This window comes from Bacillus cereus group sp. BfR-BA-01382 (genome assembly GCF_022663475.1).
In the GTDB taxonomy this organism is placed as follows: Bacteria; Bacillota; Bacilli; order Bacillales; family Bacillaceae_G; genus Bacillus_A; species Bacillus_A thuringiensis_S.
Window position 1 is genome coordinate 22,549 of sequence record NZ_JAKUFQ010000005.1, and the last position, 20,044, is coordinate 42,592.

Consider the following 20,044-nt stretch of genomic DNA (forward strand, 5'->3'; position numbering starts at 1 on the left):
TTTTTTCAAGAATGAATAAAGATAAGTATTTTCATAAGAAATACTTTTTATAAAAATTGTCAAACCTCATCTTTTACTGTATAATAATCCTATAAAAAGATAAATAGGGGGTTATTTTATGAGTAGCGCAAAAGATCGAATGAGAAATATACATAGACAAGGAAATACTAATTTAACTACACCGCCACCTGTAAAAATTGATAAGGCTCCTCCAAAAATTATTCAGCAAACTCAAGGAGAGACCACTGCAACAGTTGTAGAAGACATTGAAGAAGTAAATCTTAAGCAAGCATATGACAATATTATAGACGATATGGAAGCAAGCATTGTCCTTAGACCTAAAAAGCATATTGTAATAGATGGACGAAAAATCCCCAAAAAAGTAGCTTTATTTGCCCGAGAAGAAGGAATTGTAAATGGTTCTTATGGAAGCAAACGACTTCAAACAAGTTTTGATTGCGCAAACAAAGAAGTTCATCAATGGGCAAAAAGTTTTACTACTGAAAATCAATTTAACGGTGGCTGCTCTATTACGAAATCAGATTTAATAGAAATATGCTTAGATACCTTTTTCTATGACTTAGGTTTAGAACCTATTGGATATGAATCTTATGAAGAATTAAGAGAAGATATCTGGAGAAAGATGAAAGAATTTAAAGATAAATAGAAGATTTTTGTGATTCTTCTATTTACCTTTAAATATTAATTATAATAGATTAAAATACTACTGATTTAAATACTATAAAATCACGAATTAATAATTTTTATCAATTATTAATTCGCTTTAATAAATAAAAAGGAAGACATTTATATAAAAATACCCTCAAATTAAGTACAGTATAGCCATTTTGAGCTACTGAATGTATCCTACGAATGAAATTTATGAAAGTAGTGATGCCTACTAGACTGATTATGATTCAAAACCAATCCTGATATCCCTATACATCATATATTTCCTCTACAAATTATAAATAGTATAAATAAAATATATTATTAGACAAAACAATAATATATATAATATAATTTTAGCATTATTCAAACGGTATCTAAATAAATTATTCCTAATTTCTTCAAACATTTACTTCCAAATACAATTGTAATGCATTACAATTGTATTTGGAAGTGAACGTTTTTGTATTATAAAGTAGGTTTCGTATACCAAAAACTATAAAAAATGAATCTAACATTATTTTATTTTCAGTTTTACTTGATGACCAATCTTTCTCACGAATCCTATATTAAATCTGGTAACATTAATCCTACTTATAGTGTACTAATAATGAAAACTACATAAAATTATTTGAGGGGGAATAACCTATGAGCATGGAATACATTTCGAAAGCAATTTTTATTACAAATACTTTTGCACAAGCCCATCCGCAAGAGCACATTAATTTATGGATACAATTCGAAAAAGAAGTTCCTTACTCCAAAAGATCTGGAGCATTTGGTACAGATAATTTAGCCTATGTTAAGTGGCTAAAAATACAAAAGAATCCTGCTGTAAAACAATTCTTAACACAAAACATTATGGAATTGTCACTTTGATAAGAGGCTACTAAAAAACCAGATACTCCTTTATCTCTTAGATAAGTTACATCATTAATTAAAGAGTAAATACCATAAGTAAAATAACATACTACAGTAAGAAACTGCAATTAAAACACTATAAGCAATAAATAATGCAAGACGAGTTACACATATTCATTACAGTAATTAAACCGTTCTAATTCTTAGATCATTAAGATAATCAAAATAAGATCTATTTATACAGCTGCTTGAAAATATTTATGAGGAATGATATTAGCAATAATTATTAACTTAATTCAGTATAAAGTACATTAATATATCAACTCATAAAATACAGAACTAATTAAATTAAGCACTGAGAAAAAGATCAATTATTTTAAAGGTTATTCTTTATAATTTCTATACTAAACTAAAAAGCAATTTATTTTATTTATTAGGAGCAGTGATATCTATGCACAAATACCGTTATGCTATAATTTGGTTAAATAAAATAGGAGAAGAGCAGATTAAATATGTTATTACTGAAAGAGAACGAAATACTATTATACAAGATCTAGCTAATGATGGCTATTCACCCGTTTGGAGAACAGTTGAATTATTTCTCAAAAAAGGTCCTCTTATTTAAGAATCTTTTTATGAAATTTAATCTATATCCCAAATTAATTAGCCACTATGTATTAATCCCAACATATTTGGAATGTTATCCATTTGCATAATTTTAAATAACCATAAACCCAACTTTAATTATGTAAAAATTACACATCTAATAAAATCCTTTTCTTTGTTTACATATAATAAAGAAAAGGATTTTTATATTGAATTAAATTATATAGTTATTCAATATAAATTACTTTTTATTTGTACATATAAATTTCAACTAAAAAGAGATCCTCTGTAATAGAGAATCTCTTTTAGGAAAATCATATATAATTCATATGACATATGTTCTGTTTCTTCATTATAATCTCTTTGTACAATTCATGCAATTATTAAAATGGATGAGCTTGAAGTAATGAAAGTATTTTTACAAATATACAACTGTTTTTACTTAATTCTACTTATATGCAAACCTTTTTATAGATAGCTCTATTCACAAGAGAAGAGAAACTATATCAATTGGAAGACACTTGTATTTGTATACAAATACAATGCAGCGAAAAAGAAATTTCGTAAACCTAAAATCTACTAATTAAAAGAGTGCAATTTACTATGTATCTTATGTATCCGGTAAGTTTTACGACATCAAAGATAAAGCAATTGATTTGAGTAACCCTGTAAACGAAGTCAAGGATCGCTATTCTCATAACCATGGATACTATTATGAAACAAAACTTGAATCATTGGGTGATACAGCTTTGGAAATAGTTTTGAAAGAGATTCACAACAAAGCTCTGAAAAAAGCCTCTACAGATGATACTCCAAATTCAAAAGAGAAAACAATGACTTATGTTAATAAGAGTAAATTCTTTAGAATAAAATTCAAAAAGTTTAATCAATTCAAAATAAATGAAGAATGACTCAATAAGCTTGCAAAGAAGTCCATCTGCTCAACAAGACGATCGAAAGGGAGATTTCCTTTGAGTTTTTATATTTACTTTTATGTATATAATTAATAGGGAAGATATACATTTTTTGTAGCATGCTATAATTTCTTATTTCGTCTCAAAATACAAGATTACTTTTTGTTTTGAGATTAAACATTTTCATAAGAAATACTTTTTACATTAATACAAAATAATGTTTTATAATCAATATATTTTTACATAATTATATATAGTTTTTTCACTTATACATAACTTATATTTATACTTAATATCTCATAATTATAAGTTATGTAGTCTATTTGAGATGGTTTTTTTTTACATTTTATGACTACCGATAAGATTTCTTATGTAAACTAATTAAAAGTAAGTAGAAAAAAACAGTAAAACCCTCCTGTTCATCAGGAAGGTTTTTTTGTCTTATGCACACTTTATAAGTGAAACTGATCTTATGAATTGAAATGAATGTCGCATGTTATAACCTATAACATGCGACTAATCAGAGCGTCCTCTGATGTATCGATACTTTATCATTATACTAAAAATACGACTAGATATCAATTTGAATATCATATGTAACTGACGTAGCATAATTCTCGTAAAAAAATAACTCCACATCATAATTTACTATATTTTCATGGTTTTAATATAGCTCCCCTTTATTATGATTAGATTTGGTACATAAATGTTTAAACTTAGAATGAAGGCATTATTTTTTTGCTATCTATTGGTTTAATGTTTCTGTTACTAGCTTAAGAAAGTTCTTCATAAAAGATTGAATAATCAATATAGTTTTAATTTCATTAAAATTATTGTTTTCTTCTATTAAAATAGGGTGCTTAAAAGCAGTGAATTATCCACTACTTCGTAGTTCTTACGGGTTTAGTTAAAGTAGTGATTTTTCGACTAGTCGTTGCTTTTCGTTAAAAAATCCATTCTCGAATAATTAACCATAGCTTTTTTCCAAAGGCTATTTTATCAAAAATTATAAGCATCTAATATGTTGTATGGATTCCTTTCTGATGTTGAATAACTTCTTTATATTTTCGATTTATTATCAATCCATAAAAATACCTAGTGTACTTATCTTATTTCATTGTTATCTCAAGCTCTCATCTCTTAAAACTAATTATATCAAAGTCAAAATTCATCCTCAATTTATTGTTGAATGATTATCCTTTATATACTTGAGGGGAAAGAATTTTCTAGAATAGTACATTTAATTTATGTATAGATGCTATTCTAATGTTACATTTTCATCAATAAATAATATACTATAGGTTTAGCTCTATCTAATTTTAAATATGATATTTATGAGGATATATCATATCTAGGAAATATGTCGTATCGTTTAAGAGACATACTTATTTTTAAAATAAATGCCATTGAAAATGTTCTGTCTATACTTAGGATACGTCAGGGATTAGTCCCTAATTTAGGATGCTTAAAATCTTTTACCATTAGCTACTAGATATCCTTCCGAACCAAATAAAAATTGTACAAAAGGCATTAAAATAAAAAATAATATTTAGCTTCATTTACCTATCTACTGTTTTAACTTCAATGACTAATGTACAATCCTCCTTTGGAGGCACTGAAGGCTCCAGGCTTGATCAAATATATACCTAAAGACCATCTTATATATAATAAATAACAGTGTAAAATAGATTGATTTTTCTTTTCCTTATTTAATGCTATTATTTCTTATTAGAGAAACTCCCTCTATGCAAAAATCTTGATAATTCGTTATAGTGATTGCACTCATTTTCATTGAGTTCATTAACTGTTAACTCCTTCACCGAACCGTCTATATAGACTCCTACAGGTATATAATCATTATTCTTTCCTTTAATTCCTATTGCAATTCGAATCATGTAATCCTCCTTGATGAATTTTAATATTATCTATATATAAATACGACATTTTGTATTGTGTTTTCATTTTCCCTAACAAGGTAAACTTATATTATAGGCGCACACCTCTATAATAATAACCTTGTCATCTACTTATATTAAACTCTCCCTTGTTACTCAGTATCTGCCATAATTTCCTCATCATATGTAATTAAAATCTCTTCAATTCTTTCTAAGCTGGTTTCTAAGATTTGTTCTACCATGATAAGTTGTTGAGTTGTTTGAAATAAAGTAGACATGTAAAAAATTCCCCTTTCGAAAATCGAACTTACGTTCTTATGTGAATTTATTATAATCCAATATCCTTATTTAGTCAATTTAATTGCCAAATTTATTATAACAGTATGAACAATTAATCAGTGCAATATATTATTAAAAGAATATATATAATTTTTTTGTAATTAATTAAAATATTTATAATATAGAAATATTTTAACGCTTATATGTTTTTTTCTTCCCTTACTAAAAATTGTATTTTTAAAACTACAATAATAGATAACCCATTTCTTCAATCTAAATAACACTAATTTGAAGTTGTATCGAACTCCCTTAATATATTAGCTCACATATCTTTACCTTTTTATGGTAATTTTAAGTTTTCTATGAAGAATGGATGCTTTTAGTGTTTTGGTCAAAAATCATTGTTTATTTTGTTAAAGAAAATTTCTTCATTTAACTATTCACTCTTTATATTTAATAATAAAAAAATATGATTAAATTCTTTTTGATTCGGTATCAAAATTTGACGGGGGTCCGCCAAATTTTGATAGGCGAGTTTTCACCCATCAAATTTTGATGGGCGATTTTCTGGGGATAAACGCATTCTGCTGTTGATAAATAATAAAAAAATTTATTATTTTAGGGTATCAAAATTTGATAGGCGAGGGTATCAAATTTTGATAGGCTGGTTGTAAAAAAATGGATATACGGGTATCAAATTCTGATAGGCGGCGTATCAAATTTTGATGGGCAAGGGTATCAGAATTTGATACGCCGATAACAACGGGGTCATCCATTAAGTATAAATGATGTGAATGTTCCGATAATTTTTATGATGAGTATGTAGAGATGAACTCTCTTACACGAATAGTTTTAACTACTTAAATTAGTGCATAATAATAAAAGACGAGATGCTGGAAACATCCCGTCTGATATATAAATTCTACCGTTAGGTGGTAGGTTGCAAAAAGTTTATTTTCGTTTTGAATTACATTTATTACGTTTGGCTGACGTGGAGGTGGCTCTTTTACGTTGATTACTGCCTTTTACAAGCTTATTTGCATAAGCAGTTACAAAAGTTGTTATGAATACTGTTACGAATAATTTCGTAGCATTCTGCTATATTTGTAGTGAAAATCCATATCGGTTACAACTCCTTTTTCCCTTGAGATCAGAGAAAGAAAGGATACAATCTCCCACCACACGTCTTCAGTTACTAGTTCTATTATACTATCCCCTTCAGTAATCGAGTTGAAAATAGTTAGAATAAAGAAATGAAATTTGGCTATAAAAAAAGAAGAGTGAAATCTCACTCTTCTCCTGTTTGTACATCTGCTACTTCCATGTAGTCAAAAACAAGTGTATGAATATCTTCATCAAAATGCGTACATTCTTGTAAAGATTCAATAATTAACTCTTTATAATGTGATGCTAACCAGTCTGCAGCGAACTTAGTTCGACTATATATACAGAAATGGTTTCCATTTTCAAGGAATATGCTGCCTTTAAACCACGTTTCAAATGATGGCTTAGAAACGTTCTTTGTATGTTGAATGATCTCTAATACTTTCATCCAGGTATCAATATCTTTTTCAGAACGTGATTTTCTAATTTCTCTTGTTTTTAGGAATTCACTCTTCTGAATATGCATTGGAGATATAGGTTTCTTTCTAAGCTCTCCACTCTCTGTTAGATCATCATAGATTTGAGAGTAATCAGTTTCCGCATTGAATTCAGGAATCTCTTCAAAGTTTTCTACTAATCTATTCATGAATTTTTCATGGTGCTCTTTTAGGTTTTCAGGCAATTTATTAATCAAGTCCTGTGATAGGAAGGGAACCTTTTTTCTTACCTTATAAAGCGGACTTTCATCCATTTTGTTATTTTTCTGGCTCTGCACTAAAAACTTATAAACAAAGCCATAGTCTTCAAGTATTTTCAGATACTTTTTAACTGTATTTGCACTTTTCCCCATTTTTTGTGCCAATAGTGGCAAGTCAGGGAAACACCAGTTTTTATCACCATAACAATGACGCAATAAGTGTCCGTATAATGCTAATCCTTCTGCTTGTATGTAATGCCCCCAAAAATCATACACATATTCATGGATCATTACAATATGACCATGCATATATGGTAATGGTTGGCCAAGGCGATCTAAGTTGAATTTACGAACATCGTTCTCTGTAAAATATACTCGATCCAATATCGGCGTAAAATATGTTTGCGGCTGCCCTTTTACTATTCTTACCTTCTCAGCGACTCTACCAGTGTCAATATTTCGGTAGTAAAGTAGCTTTCCGGTGCGCCCTTTTAAGTTTAGCTTCTGCTCCTGAAAATCACTCACTTTTTTCTCCTCCCATTGCGTTGACAATGACAGAGAATTTCCGTTATACTATCATTACATATGTGATAAAGCTCACCTTTATTTGGTGAATTACGGTAACTCTCTACCAGAACCCTTTCGCTCCCAACGAAAAGGTTCTTTTTTTATGTCAGCATGTATTATTTTTTCAAAGATCTCTTTTGGTGCACAAAAAAACGCACTCTATTTTTAGGTGCGACTAAACAAACATTAACATGAGGATAGACTTCACCTAATAGGCATAGCAGTCCCCCTGCTAGTGTATGTAATCGCATTTCCATTTTAGCATAAATTACTACAAACTGTGAAGACATAATTTTACAAGCTTTGCTAAAAAACAATACTTGTATCCTATTGTTTCATTTGTTATAATTATCTTAATTAAATTAATAGATGTAATCGCAAGCAACCCCTTGTCATTTTTGGCAGGGGGTTGCTTTATTAAGTTAGAAAAAAGATCTTTTTAGGCTCTTTATTTTTCTTCTTTTTCATCATTTAATATACTACTATGCATTTTTAATGCTCTATCAGTTGTGAAATATATATTCACTAATAGTAAGCCAATACTAGTGATTAGTAAACATATAAACAATGTTGTGACTGATTCAACCGTGTTTTGAAAAAGGAGCATAAATAGTGATATTAATAATACACTAGAAAAGAAAAAGTTAGAGTTACTAAAAAACTTGATGCTTTTCATTTTCCTTTCCTCCCTTTCATTTTTTAAAATATTTATTTTCATGTAGATATCTAATTTAATTAATCCGTATAATGTAATTGCATAAATGAATACTTTTGTGGATGTAATTAAAGTAAAGATTTCGCAATCTGTTCCTATATTTATTAACATGAACACAAATGTGATTATTGAAATAATGATATAAAGATAATTTAAATCTTTATTCCCTTTGTTATATTTATTCATCACTTATTCCCTTTTCTTTTTAGTTAGTGAGCCAATTTTTTTACCGATCATCTATAGCATTCTTTAGATTGTATGAATTGATAGTCTGTTGTGATTCTGAATAATATAATCGTAGCGCTAATTTGTTTTCTTGTTTCGAGTAATACGTTCTGGTCGTATTTTTAGTCAATTTGGATGTTTTGCTAAAAAAACCCTTAAGTAAAAAAATATTTGATGAGATGATTAAAATTGAACTGTTTATTTTAATGTTCCATTATTATTGTTCTTCTTTTTTGGTTTCATGAATTTGTTCATTAACTGCTTCTAAAATTGTATAATGGCAACTAAGTATTGCATTTAGCATTTCTTGAATATTTAATTGGTAATTATCTGTAATTCCTCGGATTTCTTTCCACATTTCTTCTCCTGCTTTACTGGATTGTTTTAATTCTTCTTCTGAAATAGTGGCCTGTATCATACCTAAAAGTGCCTGTGTTTGTGCCAAATATTTTTCCATGGAGCATCTCCTTTTTGGTTATTTAACTAATATGGTACGGTGTTATAGGTAAAAGGAATGACAAGCATATATGCAAACAATGCACAGGAAGTGCATGAAACATTCAAATTATAATCTCCTTTTATCAAAATAAGTAGGCGAATACGTTAGAAAAAAGCCTTTAAGTGTTTATTTTTATTTGTTAATTTGCTCAATTAATTTACGTTTTGTTTCTGGGCCGTAGATTCCATCAGCATTACTGCAATAAACAGATTGGAAACGATATACAGCATTCACTGTTTTGTCTCCATAAAATCCATCACAACCATAGTTAGGTGCACTTTTATCAGGATAGAAATATACACTTGTTAATGCTTTTTGTACAGCTCGAACGGATTCCCCACTAGACCCTTTTTTTAATACTCCATCTGGAAGAGTACTACTTGAATCAGAAGATGGTATAGCGGAATTATTTCTATAAGGAATAAAGTTAACAAATTCAGAATCCGCTGTACAGAATTGGTTTGAGCCACCAAGATTATACCAGTCTCCTTGTTTGTAAAAGACCGCCCACTCTGTTCCATGATCTAATAATTTTAAAGTAATGCCATCCATACCAGGACGATCACGAAGTCTTACTGCCGTTGCTGTAATTACAACTTTACCAATAGGTTCACCGCTGCCGCCTGTTGGTGGTTGGGGTTTAGAAATCGTAACATCTTCACCACCGTTAATGCAGCTATTATATTCACGAACGATATCTTTTAAAAGTTGAGAGTAGCTTCTCCCCATTGTACGAAGACCTTGGCTAGGATCAACTTTTCGTGTTGGATCTAAAATTTCATGTCCCGTAATGGAGTTAGCTGGATTAAGACCAAACTTGTAACAAGCATAAGCGAGCACCCAAATATAACGCTTATACGCTTCTTCCCCATTAATTTTCCCACCAAAACATAACTCAACGCCACCAGCATAATCATTAGCATCTCCACCAAATAATTGATTATCTTTTGTTACATTATAGAGTACATGCCATGCCTTTTCAGGAGTTCCTGTTAAGAATGGAATACATTCAATGATTCGCTTGTCGTCTACAAATATATGTGCAGATGCTGACATCTCATTGCGGCTATTCTCATAATATGTAACATTGTTTTGCGCTGTAGATGTAGGATTTCCTGTATCATGTGCAACCATGAATTTAACACCAGGCATCTTAATACCAGAGCGACGTTTTGTTTTAGATGTTAAGTATTGTTTTTCGATTTCGTATTTCATTTTAAAACCCATAATGAACACCATCTTCCTTTAATTTTTTAAGCAACTCCTGAGCTACCAAAACTGCTATCTTTTTTCTAGTTCTACTAGATTATCTACCAGTTTCATAGCAGCAACACCGTTTGCTTTTCTTTTTAATAGAGTTCTAAATGCATCAAGAATTGTAGAAAGGAATCCTTTATTAGGCTTAGCGAGCAGTGATACAACTAATTGTGCAATACGATTTCCCGATTCAATATGGAGTGTTTCATTACCAAGGTTAAATATGTTGGCTTGTATTTCTCCTATATAACCTATATCGATTGTTCCATAAGTAGCCATTACCCTATTTTTCTTAGTAAGGTCACTACGAGGACGCAAATCTTCAGTATGATGTATTGAAATATTGATACCAAGACTTAATGGAATACAAGCCCTTTTACCAGGCTTAATAATAATAGATTTATCAATTTTCGAGCAAGAGAATCAAATCCAGCGTTACTTGGATATTTTCGTTGTAGGACAAAGTTTTTACCTGTTGTTTCTATTAGTTTTACGGGCAGATTTCCCTTTAATTCTAGCTCTCGATTTACTTTTGTTTGATAATCTAATTATGTTAGTGTTAGCTCCATAATCCCCTTCTACCTTCTGTGTAATGCATTACATATATTATATCATAAAATCTTCATTTCTTCTTGAATAGAATTTTCCTCAAATGTTATTTCAGCTATTAATGTTCGTTAAAATAATAATCTTCGCATGAATGTAAGAATAATTGTTTACTTTCTACACAATAACGATTGAATTTAAGAAAGCAATTAGCATCTTTTGTTCAACATCAAATCCCAGTAATTAATCATAATTATATTATGTAAATAAGATTCGATTAACAATGTTAAGGGGACTTTTTTGGTGAAAAATTCTAGCTGGTTGCATTGTTGCTAGAATTTGAACGTGGGTATGAATCATTTACTTTTTCAACTGCAATAGAATTACAAGTCACAACATATTGTAAACCTCCAATTCTAAACATTCCTGCACGTTTAGACGACACAAGCCAGTGTAGCCTCTTTGGTTCTGTTGTTTGGTTTTTTATTTCTTTATTACGGTACGTGAAATTTTAGCACTTAGGTATGGTGTTATTTGTTGTTTTTAGTTCGCCTCTATTTTTCCAAGTAGTATGCTCCTTTTCCTACCATATCTATATAGCTCATGATTTCTAGTAAGGGCGATCTTCATACTTATACTTCCACCAACACTTAAAATCTTTTATGAAAGTTTTTCGCTTCAATGATCGAACAGTAACATGAAATAGATGTTTTATATACGAATTCATATGTGCCCCTTCTTATACCAGCATTTCAACTTCATACATATCAACAAGTAGTTTGAAAAAAATTAGCTGTAAACTTATCTCTGCTCTTTTCTCCTTTGATTGTTATCTTATTACCTAGCCTTAGCGTTTGTTGGTACTTCTCCATTAGATAACCCCATACTGTCACCATGATTACTTCTTCTTGAGTCTCTAATGAAAGTGTATAGTGCGTTTTTCCAGTACGAGCTTTCCAACTTTCTACTGAACGAATAACTCCAGTAAATTGAGCACTCTTACCTTCTTCTAACTTCTCCCATCTGGATTTGACTGTAATACTTACACCAAAACATTCTTTTTCAAAATCAACAATGTCACCCTTGTTAGTTGTTTTTGGAATATGTTCATATTCTTCATTACGAAACTGCATGTAATTTCGTAATAAGAGATTTCGATTTTTACTTAGATTATCAAAAGAACCAGACTTTATTAATGCAGTAACTTTAGTCTTATTCACTTTTGACCCATCAACTCTTAATAACATATCCTCAACAGATTTATAGGGGCGGTTCTGCATAATTTCATCTACAGTTTCACCACTTACACCTGCTATACTAGATAACCCATAGCGTATTTCGTTTGATTTATTAATGGTTTCTGTTGTAAATCCAGCAAATGAATTAGCCAAAAATATACCTTTTGTTTCAGTCTTGATAGGTGCCCATCCTGCCATAGATTCATTGATATCTGGGGGAAGGATAGTAATGCCCATCTCTTCACACTCTTTCATGTAATAGATGTTTTTAGGCTTCTTATTCTTATCTTTCTTTCTTTCTGAGAAGGTTAACAGCGCTGACATAAATTCAACAGGATAGTAGCATTTTAACCAAGCTGTAACGACAGATAGCAATGCATATGCAGCTGAATGTGCTTTATTAAAGCAATAGTTACCAAACTTAATCCAATCAATTTTTATTTGAAGTAGAGTTTGTTCATCGAATCCACGATTAATTGCTCCCTCTACATATGGCTGTTTTGCATAATCATAATCAACCCAAAGGGTAGGCTTCCCTTCAGCATCTTTGGGATATTGTAAAACAAGTTCAGCATGCCTTTTCTTATATTCTTCACTTCCATAAATCATTAAATCTATCCATCTATTCATCAAATCGTGCTTTTTCTTTGATACACCTTTTCGAATCATATCACTCTGCCCTAGTGTCAATCCTCCTAGCACCCTAGAAGCCTGCATTATTTGTTCCTGATAAACCCAAACACCATAGGTTTCTTGCAAAACTGGCTCTAAAGCACTGAATGGATATTTTAATTCTTCCCTGCCCCACTTACGAGCAACGTATGTAGGAATTAGATCTAACGGCCCAGGACGGCCCAGTGCAACAATTACCGAAATATCTTCAAATGAGTTGGGTTTCATTTCAGAAATAATCTTTTTGAATAAATCAGACTCACATTGGAAAATCCCAGATAAATTTAATGCATTATATACTCGCTCAAATACAAGAGGATCGTTAATATCAATATCTCGGTAGATATTCATTTTCCCCCATAAGCCTGCAAACTCCAAGGTTTTCTTTACTATATCAAGTGTCTCTACTTTAAGTACATCAAATTTTACAAGGAGTTTTTCAATCCAAACCATATCATATTGAGTAGTTTCAATCCCTTCACTATCAGTGCGAAGTGGTGTAACTTTTGTAATTGGTTCAGGAGAAAGAACAATCCCTCCAGCATGAACACCCACTTGTGAAACATGACCTTCTAAAGCAAGCATCGCTTCCCACCACTTAGGATACATTTGAGCATATTGCTGTACCATTGATTCTTCAGCATACGCCTCTTTTAATGTAATACCTGGTCGTGAGGGAATCGCTTTTGCAAAAGCATCTTGAGTCGCTGTATCCAATCCAAGTGTTTTCCCTGTACGACGACATACAGCTCTAGCTGCTAATGTACCTTTGGTCCCGATTTGTGCAACCTTATCAATTCCATATTTTTGTTTCAGATAATTTAAGACAAATCGAGTTCCTTCATAACTATAATCTACATCAAGATCAGGATATCCGGCACGTTCAGGATTTAAGAAACGTTCAAATAATAGATTATATTTAATAGGGTCTAACCAAGTGATTTTTAAGCATCGACATACAAGTGAACCTGCTCCAGAACCACGTCCTGGTCCTACTAGAAAACCAGCCTTTACAGCGGCATCAATCATATCTTCTTCTATTAAGAAATAATCTTGGAATCCTTCAGAACAGATAACATCTAATTCATATTGCAGTCTCTTGGAATATGAATTCACATCAATACCATCTGTTAAAGCCATTTCAAACAAGCCATCCCAAGCCTTTTTTCTTAATAAATCTTCGACTGTTTCTGAGCCATCCACAATAAAATTAGGAAATAATGGTTCTTTCGGTAAAGTAACATTTACCTTATTCGCAATTCTCATGGTATTTTTCCATGCTTCAATATCATTACATTTTACTAACATCTCTTCTTCTGTTTTCATCCAGAATTCATGTGCATATACAAGTCTATTCTCATCATTAATGCACTTTCCAATAGAGGAGGTTACCAAAATATCATGTATTTCATTATCTTCTTTATTTGCGTAATGCACATCTGTTGTTAATATTTTAGGTGTATTTGTTTCTGCAGCAAGTTGATCAATTACAGCATTAACGTAAATTTGTTTAGGAATTTCAGTAGCTTGCTTTTCCAGGTAAAATTCATGAAATGTATCTTTACATTCATGAATATGTTCTTTTGCTTCTTCAATGCGTCCTGCCAACACCAATTGACTAAAATAACTCCCAAGACAAGCAGACGTAGCAATAATGTTATTACCAAGACCCCTATCACGGATATAAGCCAAATCAGTCCGAGGATCAGAATAGAAACCATTGATATGAGCATCCGATACAATTGCATATAAATCTTCCAATCCCTTATTATTTATTGCTAGAAGGACCATATGAAAGTTCCCATGATCTATATAGTCGAAAATATCCTTTTTGAATGAATCAATTTTATACTTTGATATTTTTGATGATGGAGAGACGAACTGATTTTCTAAATCAATTTCACAGGTTGAAAATAAATCTAAAGTTTTTTCTGTCCGCTTTCCTATAGACATTAAATAATCTTTTAAAATTATATGAACTTTTTCCTCAAAAACTTTCATATCTTTGGCTACTTTACGAATAAAGTCATGAAGAACTTTCAGTTTTGGTTTTCCCTTTTTATCAATTAGCATATATTTTTCGCACAATTTAATCCGCTTTTCTACCATGTCTTCATTTTTAATTAAACGATTTTTTGTAGTATATACTTCACAACCTGGAATCGGTTTAATTCCATTTGCTAAACATTCTGTTATGAAATCTGGTATTGCACTGCATACGCCATGATCGGTAATACCTAGGGCAGTCATTCCACTAGATTTTGCTTTAGCGACTAGATGCTTTACATTAGATAGGCCGTCTAGTACACTTTCTTCGCTATGAACATGTAAATGACATCCTCTGCACATGCTTTGTCTCCCTCATTTTTAATTACTGATTTCCTACCTCAACAGACTTTTCTATTAATTTTCCTGCCATTCGTTTTGACTGTTTCACTTCAGTCTCGCGAATGCGATTCATAATTGTGGATGTCTGAACAGCAGAAGCTGTAAAAATTAAACCTGTATTAGATGACTGCGTGATAATACTTCTTGTTTTCTTTCCCTGTGTTAAATCTAAAAAACGCCCTGCTTCTTTTGCGTGCTGTAATGAACGTTTAATTGGTGAAGAATCAGGTCGATTTACTGTTAAAATTTTACCAGCATCCACATAATTTGAAAATCCGATATCTACAAAATGAATATTGTTGTTCATAAGTAATGTCCCATCCTTTGATAAAATTGATATATTTCATATAAGAATCAACCAATTATTTAGTTCTTAATCTAGAGGATAAATTAGTGTCAAACTCCAGCGTTGTAAAAATGCCACCATGTGTCTCTTCTTGAATAATATTAAGAATTGGTTAATATTTTTAAACTGCATGTATAACTCTAAAAGAATTATAGTACCTTTAAAGAGCTTATAATATACTGGTTTTCCATATTATTTTACTATAAGAATGTAAATCACATCAAAAACATTTACAATAACTTAGTATTGTTTTAGTGAAGTTAAATAGACTTTTCTTTCTAAGTTCAGATAAAATGTAAATTGATTTGTATACCATTCTTTAGTTCAAGTATCGTTAAAGGCACTATTTAATTCTGCAAGATAATTTTCACTACTATAAAGTCATATTTAGGCATTAACACACCTACTCCTATCTTCTATTTTAACTGTTTTCTAGCATAAGACTATTTTCAAAAAATCTTATTAATAGATTATCCAACATGTTAATTTGAATCATCTTCCTATCCATCATTTCAATTGTTAAGGACCCTATTTTCTTCTTAAATAAATTCATTTTATTCTATACTGTGAATTAATTAGGACTCTCATATTTTTAGTTGCAACCATCCTTTTCATGTAATGCATTTCACTATCGATTATACAATAAGAATAATAAGGTAACAAGACAAAACATAAGAAAGATTAAGAAACTTCAAGTTTCTCTTTAATTTCTTTTAAATTTTCTTCATTACATGCTGTAATTGAATCAAACCATTTATATGGTATAAAAATGGTATCTATTCTTATAAGCTCTTCCTGAAAATCTGCATTGCCTAATTTCATATCTTCTATATAAATTCCATAATGCTTATTCTTACTTGAACATATAAGGGCTACTAAAGGCGTTTCTAATATTTCTAATAAGTTCTTGCTTGCATTCTTAGACATTTTAATTCTCCTTTACTTAACATATCTTGTAATTGCATCTGAATTCTTTTTCTAATTCGATGAATAGACTTTGAATGATACGGAATCATTCTTGCGATTTCTTTGTCGGTATATCCTTCATAATAGTATTTTGCAAGAATATAGCGCTCATGACTTTTTAGTTTATTAAAAGGGAATTGCGATACATCTCCATGGACCCAACTTGGATGATTAAGTTCTGATCCTGTAGACATTTCAATTTCTAATATACTAGGGTTTTTACTTTCTAACTTATTAAGTGTTTCCTCTAAACCCTTTTCATTATTTTGATCTGTATAATTATTTTGATAAATCATATCTTTATGATCAAGTAAATCTTGATTCATACTATCGATCAGTCTTTTTAGATTAAATTTATAAGAAACATATATGTATTTTTTAAATGAGCTCCCTTGTGGCTTATAATGACGAGCACACAGTAAGAATGGTATCAATAGCTCAGCTCTTAATTCATCTTTCGTATGATTACGAAACACCCATTTTAAATAATTTAATGCTTTATAGGCTTGTTTAATTGATTCTTGTGAATAGAACCCCCCATCCTTCAAATTTTTTATAATACCCTTATTATTAATATAACAAGCTAGAAAACAGCGAATGTCATAGTTTTTAAAATTAATCACATCTTTCGTTAGTAAGGTGTAATACTTATTGAGAAAATTTTCATATTCTTTTACGAGTGGTTCAGATATACCTGTTTGTTGATATAATAAAACTTGTTTATCCTGTGCTGTAATAGTTCCCATTTATTGTTACTCCTTATCTACTAGGCGCCCCATTAAATTCTTTCATTGCTTTATATCTTACACTTTGGATTCTCTCTCATTTCAATAATTACTCATTTTTTCACTCCTTCCATTATTATTTTTTGTGCTTACACGCCTTCCTAGCGATATTTTTGTCATGCCCCCATCTACTTTCTCTTTATTTGCTATTATAATTTTAGTTAATTTGCAGTACATCTGAAACTTCAAATAAACTTAAAAATCAGTTCTTATTGAACATACATGCCCATTTTAGTATTTTTTAGAGAGTAATTCTATAAATCCCTACAATTCCCTCTAAGTATTATGTAATGCCTTTCACGCGCTTAATTATAGCACAAAAAAATAAAAAAGACAGGATTTAAACCTGTCTTTTATGGAAGTAGAGCTAAATTAATAATTCCTGCACCATATAGCTCATCCCGCCCTTGTACACCAAGGTCTTTAACCATATGTTGCAATAGTTCCCGTACTACTGATACGGATGGATTTACTCCATTATGCAGTTGTTTATAGCGAGCGATAATCAATGCAATTGCCCCAGAGATAATCGGAGTAGCCATTGATGTTCCAGATAAACGTGCGTAATATCCCTCTTTATAAGTAGATAAAATATTTACACCTGGAGCACAAATTTCATTTTCTATACCCTGATTTGAAAATTGAGGATGTTGCATTTTTTCATCTACAGCGGATACAGCAATTACTTCATCGTATGCTGCCGGATAACAAACTTGACTATTTTCATTACCTGTAGCTGCTACAAATACAATACCTTGAGAAATAGCTTGCTTGATAGTTTGATATAGCACTTCTGGGGGACGACTAGCGGTCCCCAGACTCATAGAAATAACATCTACTTTGCAATCCATGGCCCATTTAATCCCACGAACCATTGCTTCAAACCCGCCCTTGCCGTTATCGCCTAGTACCTTAGCACAATATAATTCTGATTTAGGTGCGACACCAACCATGCCAATACCATTATCCATTGCAGCTACAATCCCTGCTACATGAGTTCCATGCCCCTGCATATCTTTATATTGACTAGGTGAATTGGTAAAGTCTATATATTTTTTTACATTATCTATTAAGTCAGGATGATCTTCATCAATTCCTGTATCAAGAATAGCAACTTTAATACCTTCTCCTTTTGTTTTTTTCCAAGCTACCTCAGTACCAATAGCTTTAAGCCCCCAATCAATAAGATCTTTTCCTATTTCTGGAGATATAACTTGCCTTACTACATAATCTGCTACTTTAAACATTACGGAAATTCCTCCTTAGAATTCCCTGTCCCCTTTTTGTAATCGTATCATACTAGAATTCACCTATAAAAAAAGAAAATTACACATTAAAACACAATTTAGACTCACCTCAAAGTATATTTTGAATTTATTTATTAGGTTCTATTTTAATTGTAAATTAACAATATATATTGTTAATTTATCATATTTTATAGGATGAAATAAATTGGTTGAATACTTATTATACATATACTAAATTCCGCTGCAAATGTAGTTCTGTTCTGCATCAGTTACTACTGCCACAATTATTCCTGCTAACGCAACACCTTCTCCTAATGTGCCAATTACTCGTTTCTTGAACATAAAAATTCTTTATCTACTCACACTATAATTTTCTTAACGGAACCACATGTTTTGCATACCCGTGTATGTATTTTTACCCCATACTTTTTAGGACCGTCCCATTTACTATCTATAAACGCATATTCATGTGTGCCTTTTCTCTTACACTTCCACATTTTTAGTAGTTTTAACATACTGTTCTACCTCCATAACATTTAGAAAATCTTTATTATATTTATTGCTTTTATCCATAGATTTTTAACTAGACATTTGTTATAAGTAAATGTTTTTTCTATAAATCCAGCTATTTCATCTATATTATTTTAATACTAGAGCCAATCGTTTTTCATATTACTGCACATAAGTTAATATGTAATACATTTCTATGTTAATTGATATTCTTAAACTACAGATGTAAGCAACAAAAATGTTCTCTATATATAGAGAACATTTATTTATTAATCTTTTTTCATTTTTGTTACCATTGCTTGAAATGAATTTACTTCCTCTGGATTTACGAGTAATCCACTAAAAGCTAATAGCGCTAACAAACTATTTATAGCTCCCATGATTTTAGCAATTGTATCTTGTGGTAACTCATATCCTAAAAGTATGGCCATAGATTGAGCAAAGACTAAAGTAGCTGATGCCATACCACTCCAGAAAAAAGTAGTTTTAAGCTTATTTTTTATGTTTCCCTTCATTATATAAATCCTCCCAATAAATATTTACATAAGGCATATGTGCTACTATAAACGCTTGAGCTAATTCGTACTCAGCTGTACCCGGTTTAGCATCTAATGATGGAGATGCTCCTTTATTTCCATGGTGTGCTTCAATTGCTCGCATTATGTTCTCCCATAATCCCTGTTGAATCTCTTTATTCATTCCGTGATTCTCTAAATATGTTCGAACTGCAACTGGATGTAGTTTTTTCATTTCATCTTCAAATTCATTAAACATAATATCACATAGTAAAGTCGTTCCTAGCAGTGCTTCACGAACCGTCCCGATTATTTGACGTTGATTTAAAAAACCATACAAAATATAAAATGCTTTTTTTGTATATTCCATTAATCCTTCATCATTATGAAAACTTTTTGGAGCAATTGCTAAAGAATTGTAAAAAAAGGTTTGTAAATTCGCATCCTTAATTTGTTCTAGTTCTTTTTTAAAATAATCTAATGCCTTCGGCTTGTGTATCATCATATCTTTCATCTCCCATAGTTGTGTCCTTGAAAACAGCT

18 protein-coding genes are annotated in these 20,044 nt (G+C 30.9%); 4 read left to right on the forward strand and 14 right to left on the reverse strand.

The features are described 5' to 3' along the window. The first annotated feature begins 118 nt into the window (after nt 1-118). From MR160_RS03605 to MR160_RS03620, 4 genes are all read left to right on the forward strand, one after another. Nucleotides 119-667 (forward strand): hypothetical protein, encoded by a 549-nt coding sequence (locus tag MR160_RS03605; RefSeq protein WP_000092891.1) that lies wholly within the window; start codon nt 119-121, stop codon nt 665-667. Between the two features lie 650 nt (nt 668-1,317). Then, nucleotides 1,318-1,548 carry a hypothetical protein gene (locus MR160_RS03610; RefSeq protein ID WP_000061604.1) on the forward strand — a complete coding sequence of 77 codons (231 nt, stop codon included), beginning with the start codon at nt 1,318-1,320 and terminating at the stop codon, nt 1,546-1,548. 433 nt (nt 1,549-1,981) lie between these two features. After that, nucleotides 1,982-2,155 (forward strand): hypothetical protein, encoded by a 174-nt coding sequence (locus tag MR160_RS03615; protein ID WP_012614829.1) that lies wholly within the window; start codon nt 1,982-1,984, stop codon nt 2,153-2,155. Nucleotides 2,156-2,885: 730 nt separating this feature from the next. Then, nucleotides 2,886-3,047, forward strand: coding sequence for a hypothetical protein (locus tag MR160_RS03620; RefSeq protein WP_012614830.1), 162 nt, complete (start codon nt 2,886-2,888; stop codon nt 3,045-3,047). 1,721 nt (nt 3,048-4,768) lie between these two features. Here MR160_RS03620 and MR160_RS03625 read toward each other — a convergent pair. The 14 genes from MR160_RS03625 to MR160_RS03685 all read right to left on the reverse strand — a co-directional run bounded on the left by MR160_RS03625 (nt 4,769) and on the right by MR160_RS03685 (nt 20,006). Continuing rightward, on the reverse strand, nt 4,769-4,945 hold the full coding sequence (locus MR160_RS03625) for a hypothetical protein (protein WP_012614842.1): 177 nt from the start codon (nt 4,943-4,945) through the stop codon (nt 4,769-4,771). Nucleotides 4,946-5,097: 152 nt separating this feature from the next. After that, on the reverse strand, nt 5,098-5,223 hold the full coding sequence (locus MR160_RS34785) for a hypothetical protein (protein WP_012614840.1): 126 nt from the start codon (nt 5,221-5,223) through the stop codon (nt 5,098-5,100). A 1,289-nt stretch (nt 5,224-6,512) separates the two neighbouring features. After that, nucleotides 6,513-7,550 (reverse strand): helix-turn-helix domain-containing protein, encoded by a 1,038-nt coding sequence (locus tag MR160_RS03630; RefSeq protein ID WP_012614848.1) that lies wholly within the window; start codon nt 7,548-7,550, stop codon nt 6,513-6,515. A 490-nt stretch (nt 7,551-8,040) separates the two neighbouring features. Then, complete coding sequence (locus MR160_RS03635; RefSeq protein WP_141526688.1) at nt 8,041-8,268, reverse strand: hypothetical protein; 228 nt, start codon at nt 8,266-8,268, stop codon at nt 8,041-8,043. 481 nt (nt 8,269-8,749) lie between these two features. After that, nucleotides 8,750-8,989 (reverse strand): hypothetical protein, encoded by a 240-nt coding sequence (locus tag MR160_RS03640; RefSeq protein WP_000417402.1) that lies wholly within the window; start codon nt 8,987-8,989, stop codon nt 8,750-8,752. Nucleotides 8,990-9,163: 174 nt separating this feature from the next. Then, on the reverse strand, nt 9,164-10,258 hold the full coding sequence (locus tag MR160_RS03645; protein ID WP_000505941.1) for a peptidoglycan recognition protein family protein: 1,095 nt from the start codon (nt 10,256-10,258) through the stop codon (nt 9,164-9,166). 54 nt (nt 10,259-10,312) lie between these two features. Next, entirely contained in the window at nt 10,313-10,696 is a 384-nt protein-coding gene (locus MR160_RS03650) for a dCTP deaminase domain-containing protein (RefSeq protein WP_141526687.1), read from the reverse strand. 905 nt (nt 10,697-11,601) lie between these two features. Next, nucleotides 11,602-15,093 carry a DNA polymerase III subunit alpha gene (gene dnaE / locus MR160_RS03655; RefSeq protein ID WP_098311497.1) on the reverse strand — a complete coding sequence of 1,164 codons (3,492 nt, stop codon included), beginning with the start codon at nt 15,091-15,093 and terminating at the stop codon, nt 11,602-11,604. A 22-nt stretch (nt 15,094-15,115) separates the two neighbouring features. Next, nucleotides 15,116-15,439 (reverse strand): extracellular matrix/biofilm biosynthesis regulator RemA family protein, encoded by a 324-nt coding sequence (locus MR160_RS03660; RefSeq protein WP_001063509.1) that lies wholly within the window; start codon nt 15,437-15,439, stop codon nt 15,116-15,118. 720 nt (nt 15,440-16,159) lie between these two features. Then, on the reverse strand, nt 16,160-16,405 hold the full coding sequence (locus MR160_RS03665; protein ID WP_000041513.1) for a hypothetical protein: 246 nt from the start codon (nt 16,403-16,405) through the stop codon (nt 16,160-16,162). Next, nucleotides 16,375-17,190 (reverse strand): sigma-70 family RNA polymerase sigma factor, encoded by an 816-nt coding sequence (locus MR160_RS03670; protein ID WP_000536764.1) that lies wholly within the window; start codon nt 17,188-17,190, stop codon nt 16,375-16,377. Before MR160_RS03670 ends, MR160_RS03665 begins: the two co-directional genes overlap by 31 nt. Nucleotides 17,191-17,582: 392 nt before the next feature. After that, nucleotides 17,583-18,476, reverse strand: coding sequence for a S8 family peptidase (locus tag MR160_RS03675; RefSeq protein ID WP_058839228.1), 894 nt, complete (start codon nt 18,474-18,476; stop codon nt 17,583-17,585). Between the two features lie 779 nt (nt 18,477-19,255). After that, on the reverse strand, nt 19,256-19,501 hold the full coding sequence (locus tag MR160_RS03680) for a phage holin (protein WP_157466321.1): 246 nt from the start codon (nt 19,499-19,501) through the stop codon (nt 19,256-19,258). Beyond that, nucleotides 19,479-20,006 carry a hypothetical protein gene (locus MR160_RS03685; protein WP_000972646.1) on the reverse strand — a complete coding sequence of 176 codons (528 nt, stop codon included), beginning with the start codon at nt 20,004-20,006 and terminating at the stop codon, nt 19,479-19,481. The genes MR160_RS03680 and MR160_RS03685 overlap by 23 nt, the downstream gene beginning before the upstream one ends. Nucleotides 20,007-20,044 lie beyond the last annotated feature (38 nt).

Bases quoted from the DNA above. Each gene is read 5' to 3' on its own strand.
- MR160_RS03625 (WP_012614842.1), bottom strand. From the start codon at position 4,945: ATGATTCGAATTGCAATAGGAATTAAAGGAAAGAATAATGATTATATA.
- MR160_RS03635 (WP_141526688.1), bottom strand. From the start codon at position 8,268: ATGAAAAGCATCAAGTTTTTTAGTAACTCTAACTTTTTCTTTTCTAGT.
- MR160_RS03610 (WP_000061604.1), top strand. From the start codon at position 1,318: ATGAGCATGGAATACATTTCGAAAGCAATTTTTATTACAAATACTTTT.
- MR160_RS03675 (WP_058839228.1), bottom strand. From the start codon at position 18,476: ATGTTTAAAGTAGCAGATTATGTAGTAAGGCAAGTTATATCTCCAGAA.
- MR160_RS03685 (WP_000972646.1), bottom strand. From the start codon at position 20,006: ATGATGATACACAAGCCGAAGGCATTAGATTATTTTAAAAAAGAACTA.
- MR160_RS03645 (WP_000505941.1), bottom strand. From the start codon at position 10,258: ATGGGTTTTAAAATGAAATACGAAATCGAAAAACAATACTTAACATCT.
- MR160_RS03640 (WP_000417402.1), bottom strand. From the start codon at position 8,989: ATGGAAAAATATTTGGCACAAACACAGGCACTTTTAGGTATGATACAG.
- MR160_RS03670 (WP_000536764.1), bottom strand. From the start codon at position 17,190: ATGGGAACTATTACAGCACAGGATAAACAAGTTTTATTATATCAACAA.
- MR160_RS03680 (WP_157466321.1), bottom strand. From the start codon at position 19,501: ATGAAGGGAAACATAAAAAATAAGCTTAAAACTACTTTTTTCTGGAGT.
- MR160_RS03605 (WP_000092891.1), top strand. From the start codon at position 119: ATGAGTAGCGCAAAAGATCGAATGAGAAATATACATAGACAAGGAAAT.
- MR160_RS34785 (WP_012614840.1), bottom strand. From the start codon at position 5,223: ATGTCTACTTTATTTCAAACAACTCAACAACTTATCATGGTAGAACAA.
- MR160_RS03660 (WP_001063509.1), bottom strand. From the start codon at position 15,439: ATGAACAACAATATTCATTTTGTAGATATCGGATTTTCAAATTATGTG.
- dnaE (WP_098311497.1), bottom strand. From the start codon at position 15,093: ATGTGCAGAGGATGTCATTTACATGTTCATAGCGAAGAAAGTGTACTA.
- MR160_RS03665 (WP_000041513.1), bottom strand. From the start codon at position 16,405: ATGTCTAAGAATGCAAGCAAGAACTTATTAGAAATATTAGAAACGCCT.
- MR160_RS03615 (WP_012614829.1), top strand. From the start codon at position 1,982: ATGCACAAATACCGTTATGCTATAATTTGGTTAAATAAAATAGGAGAA.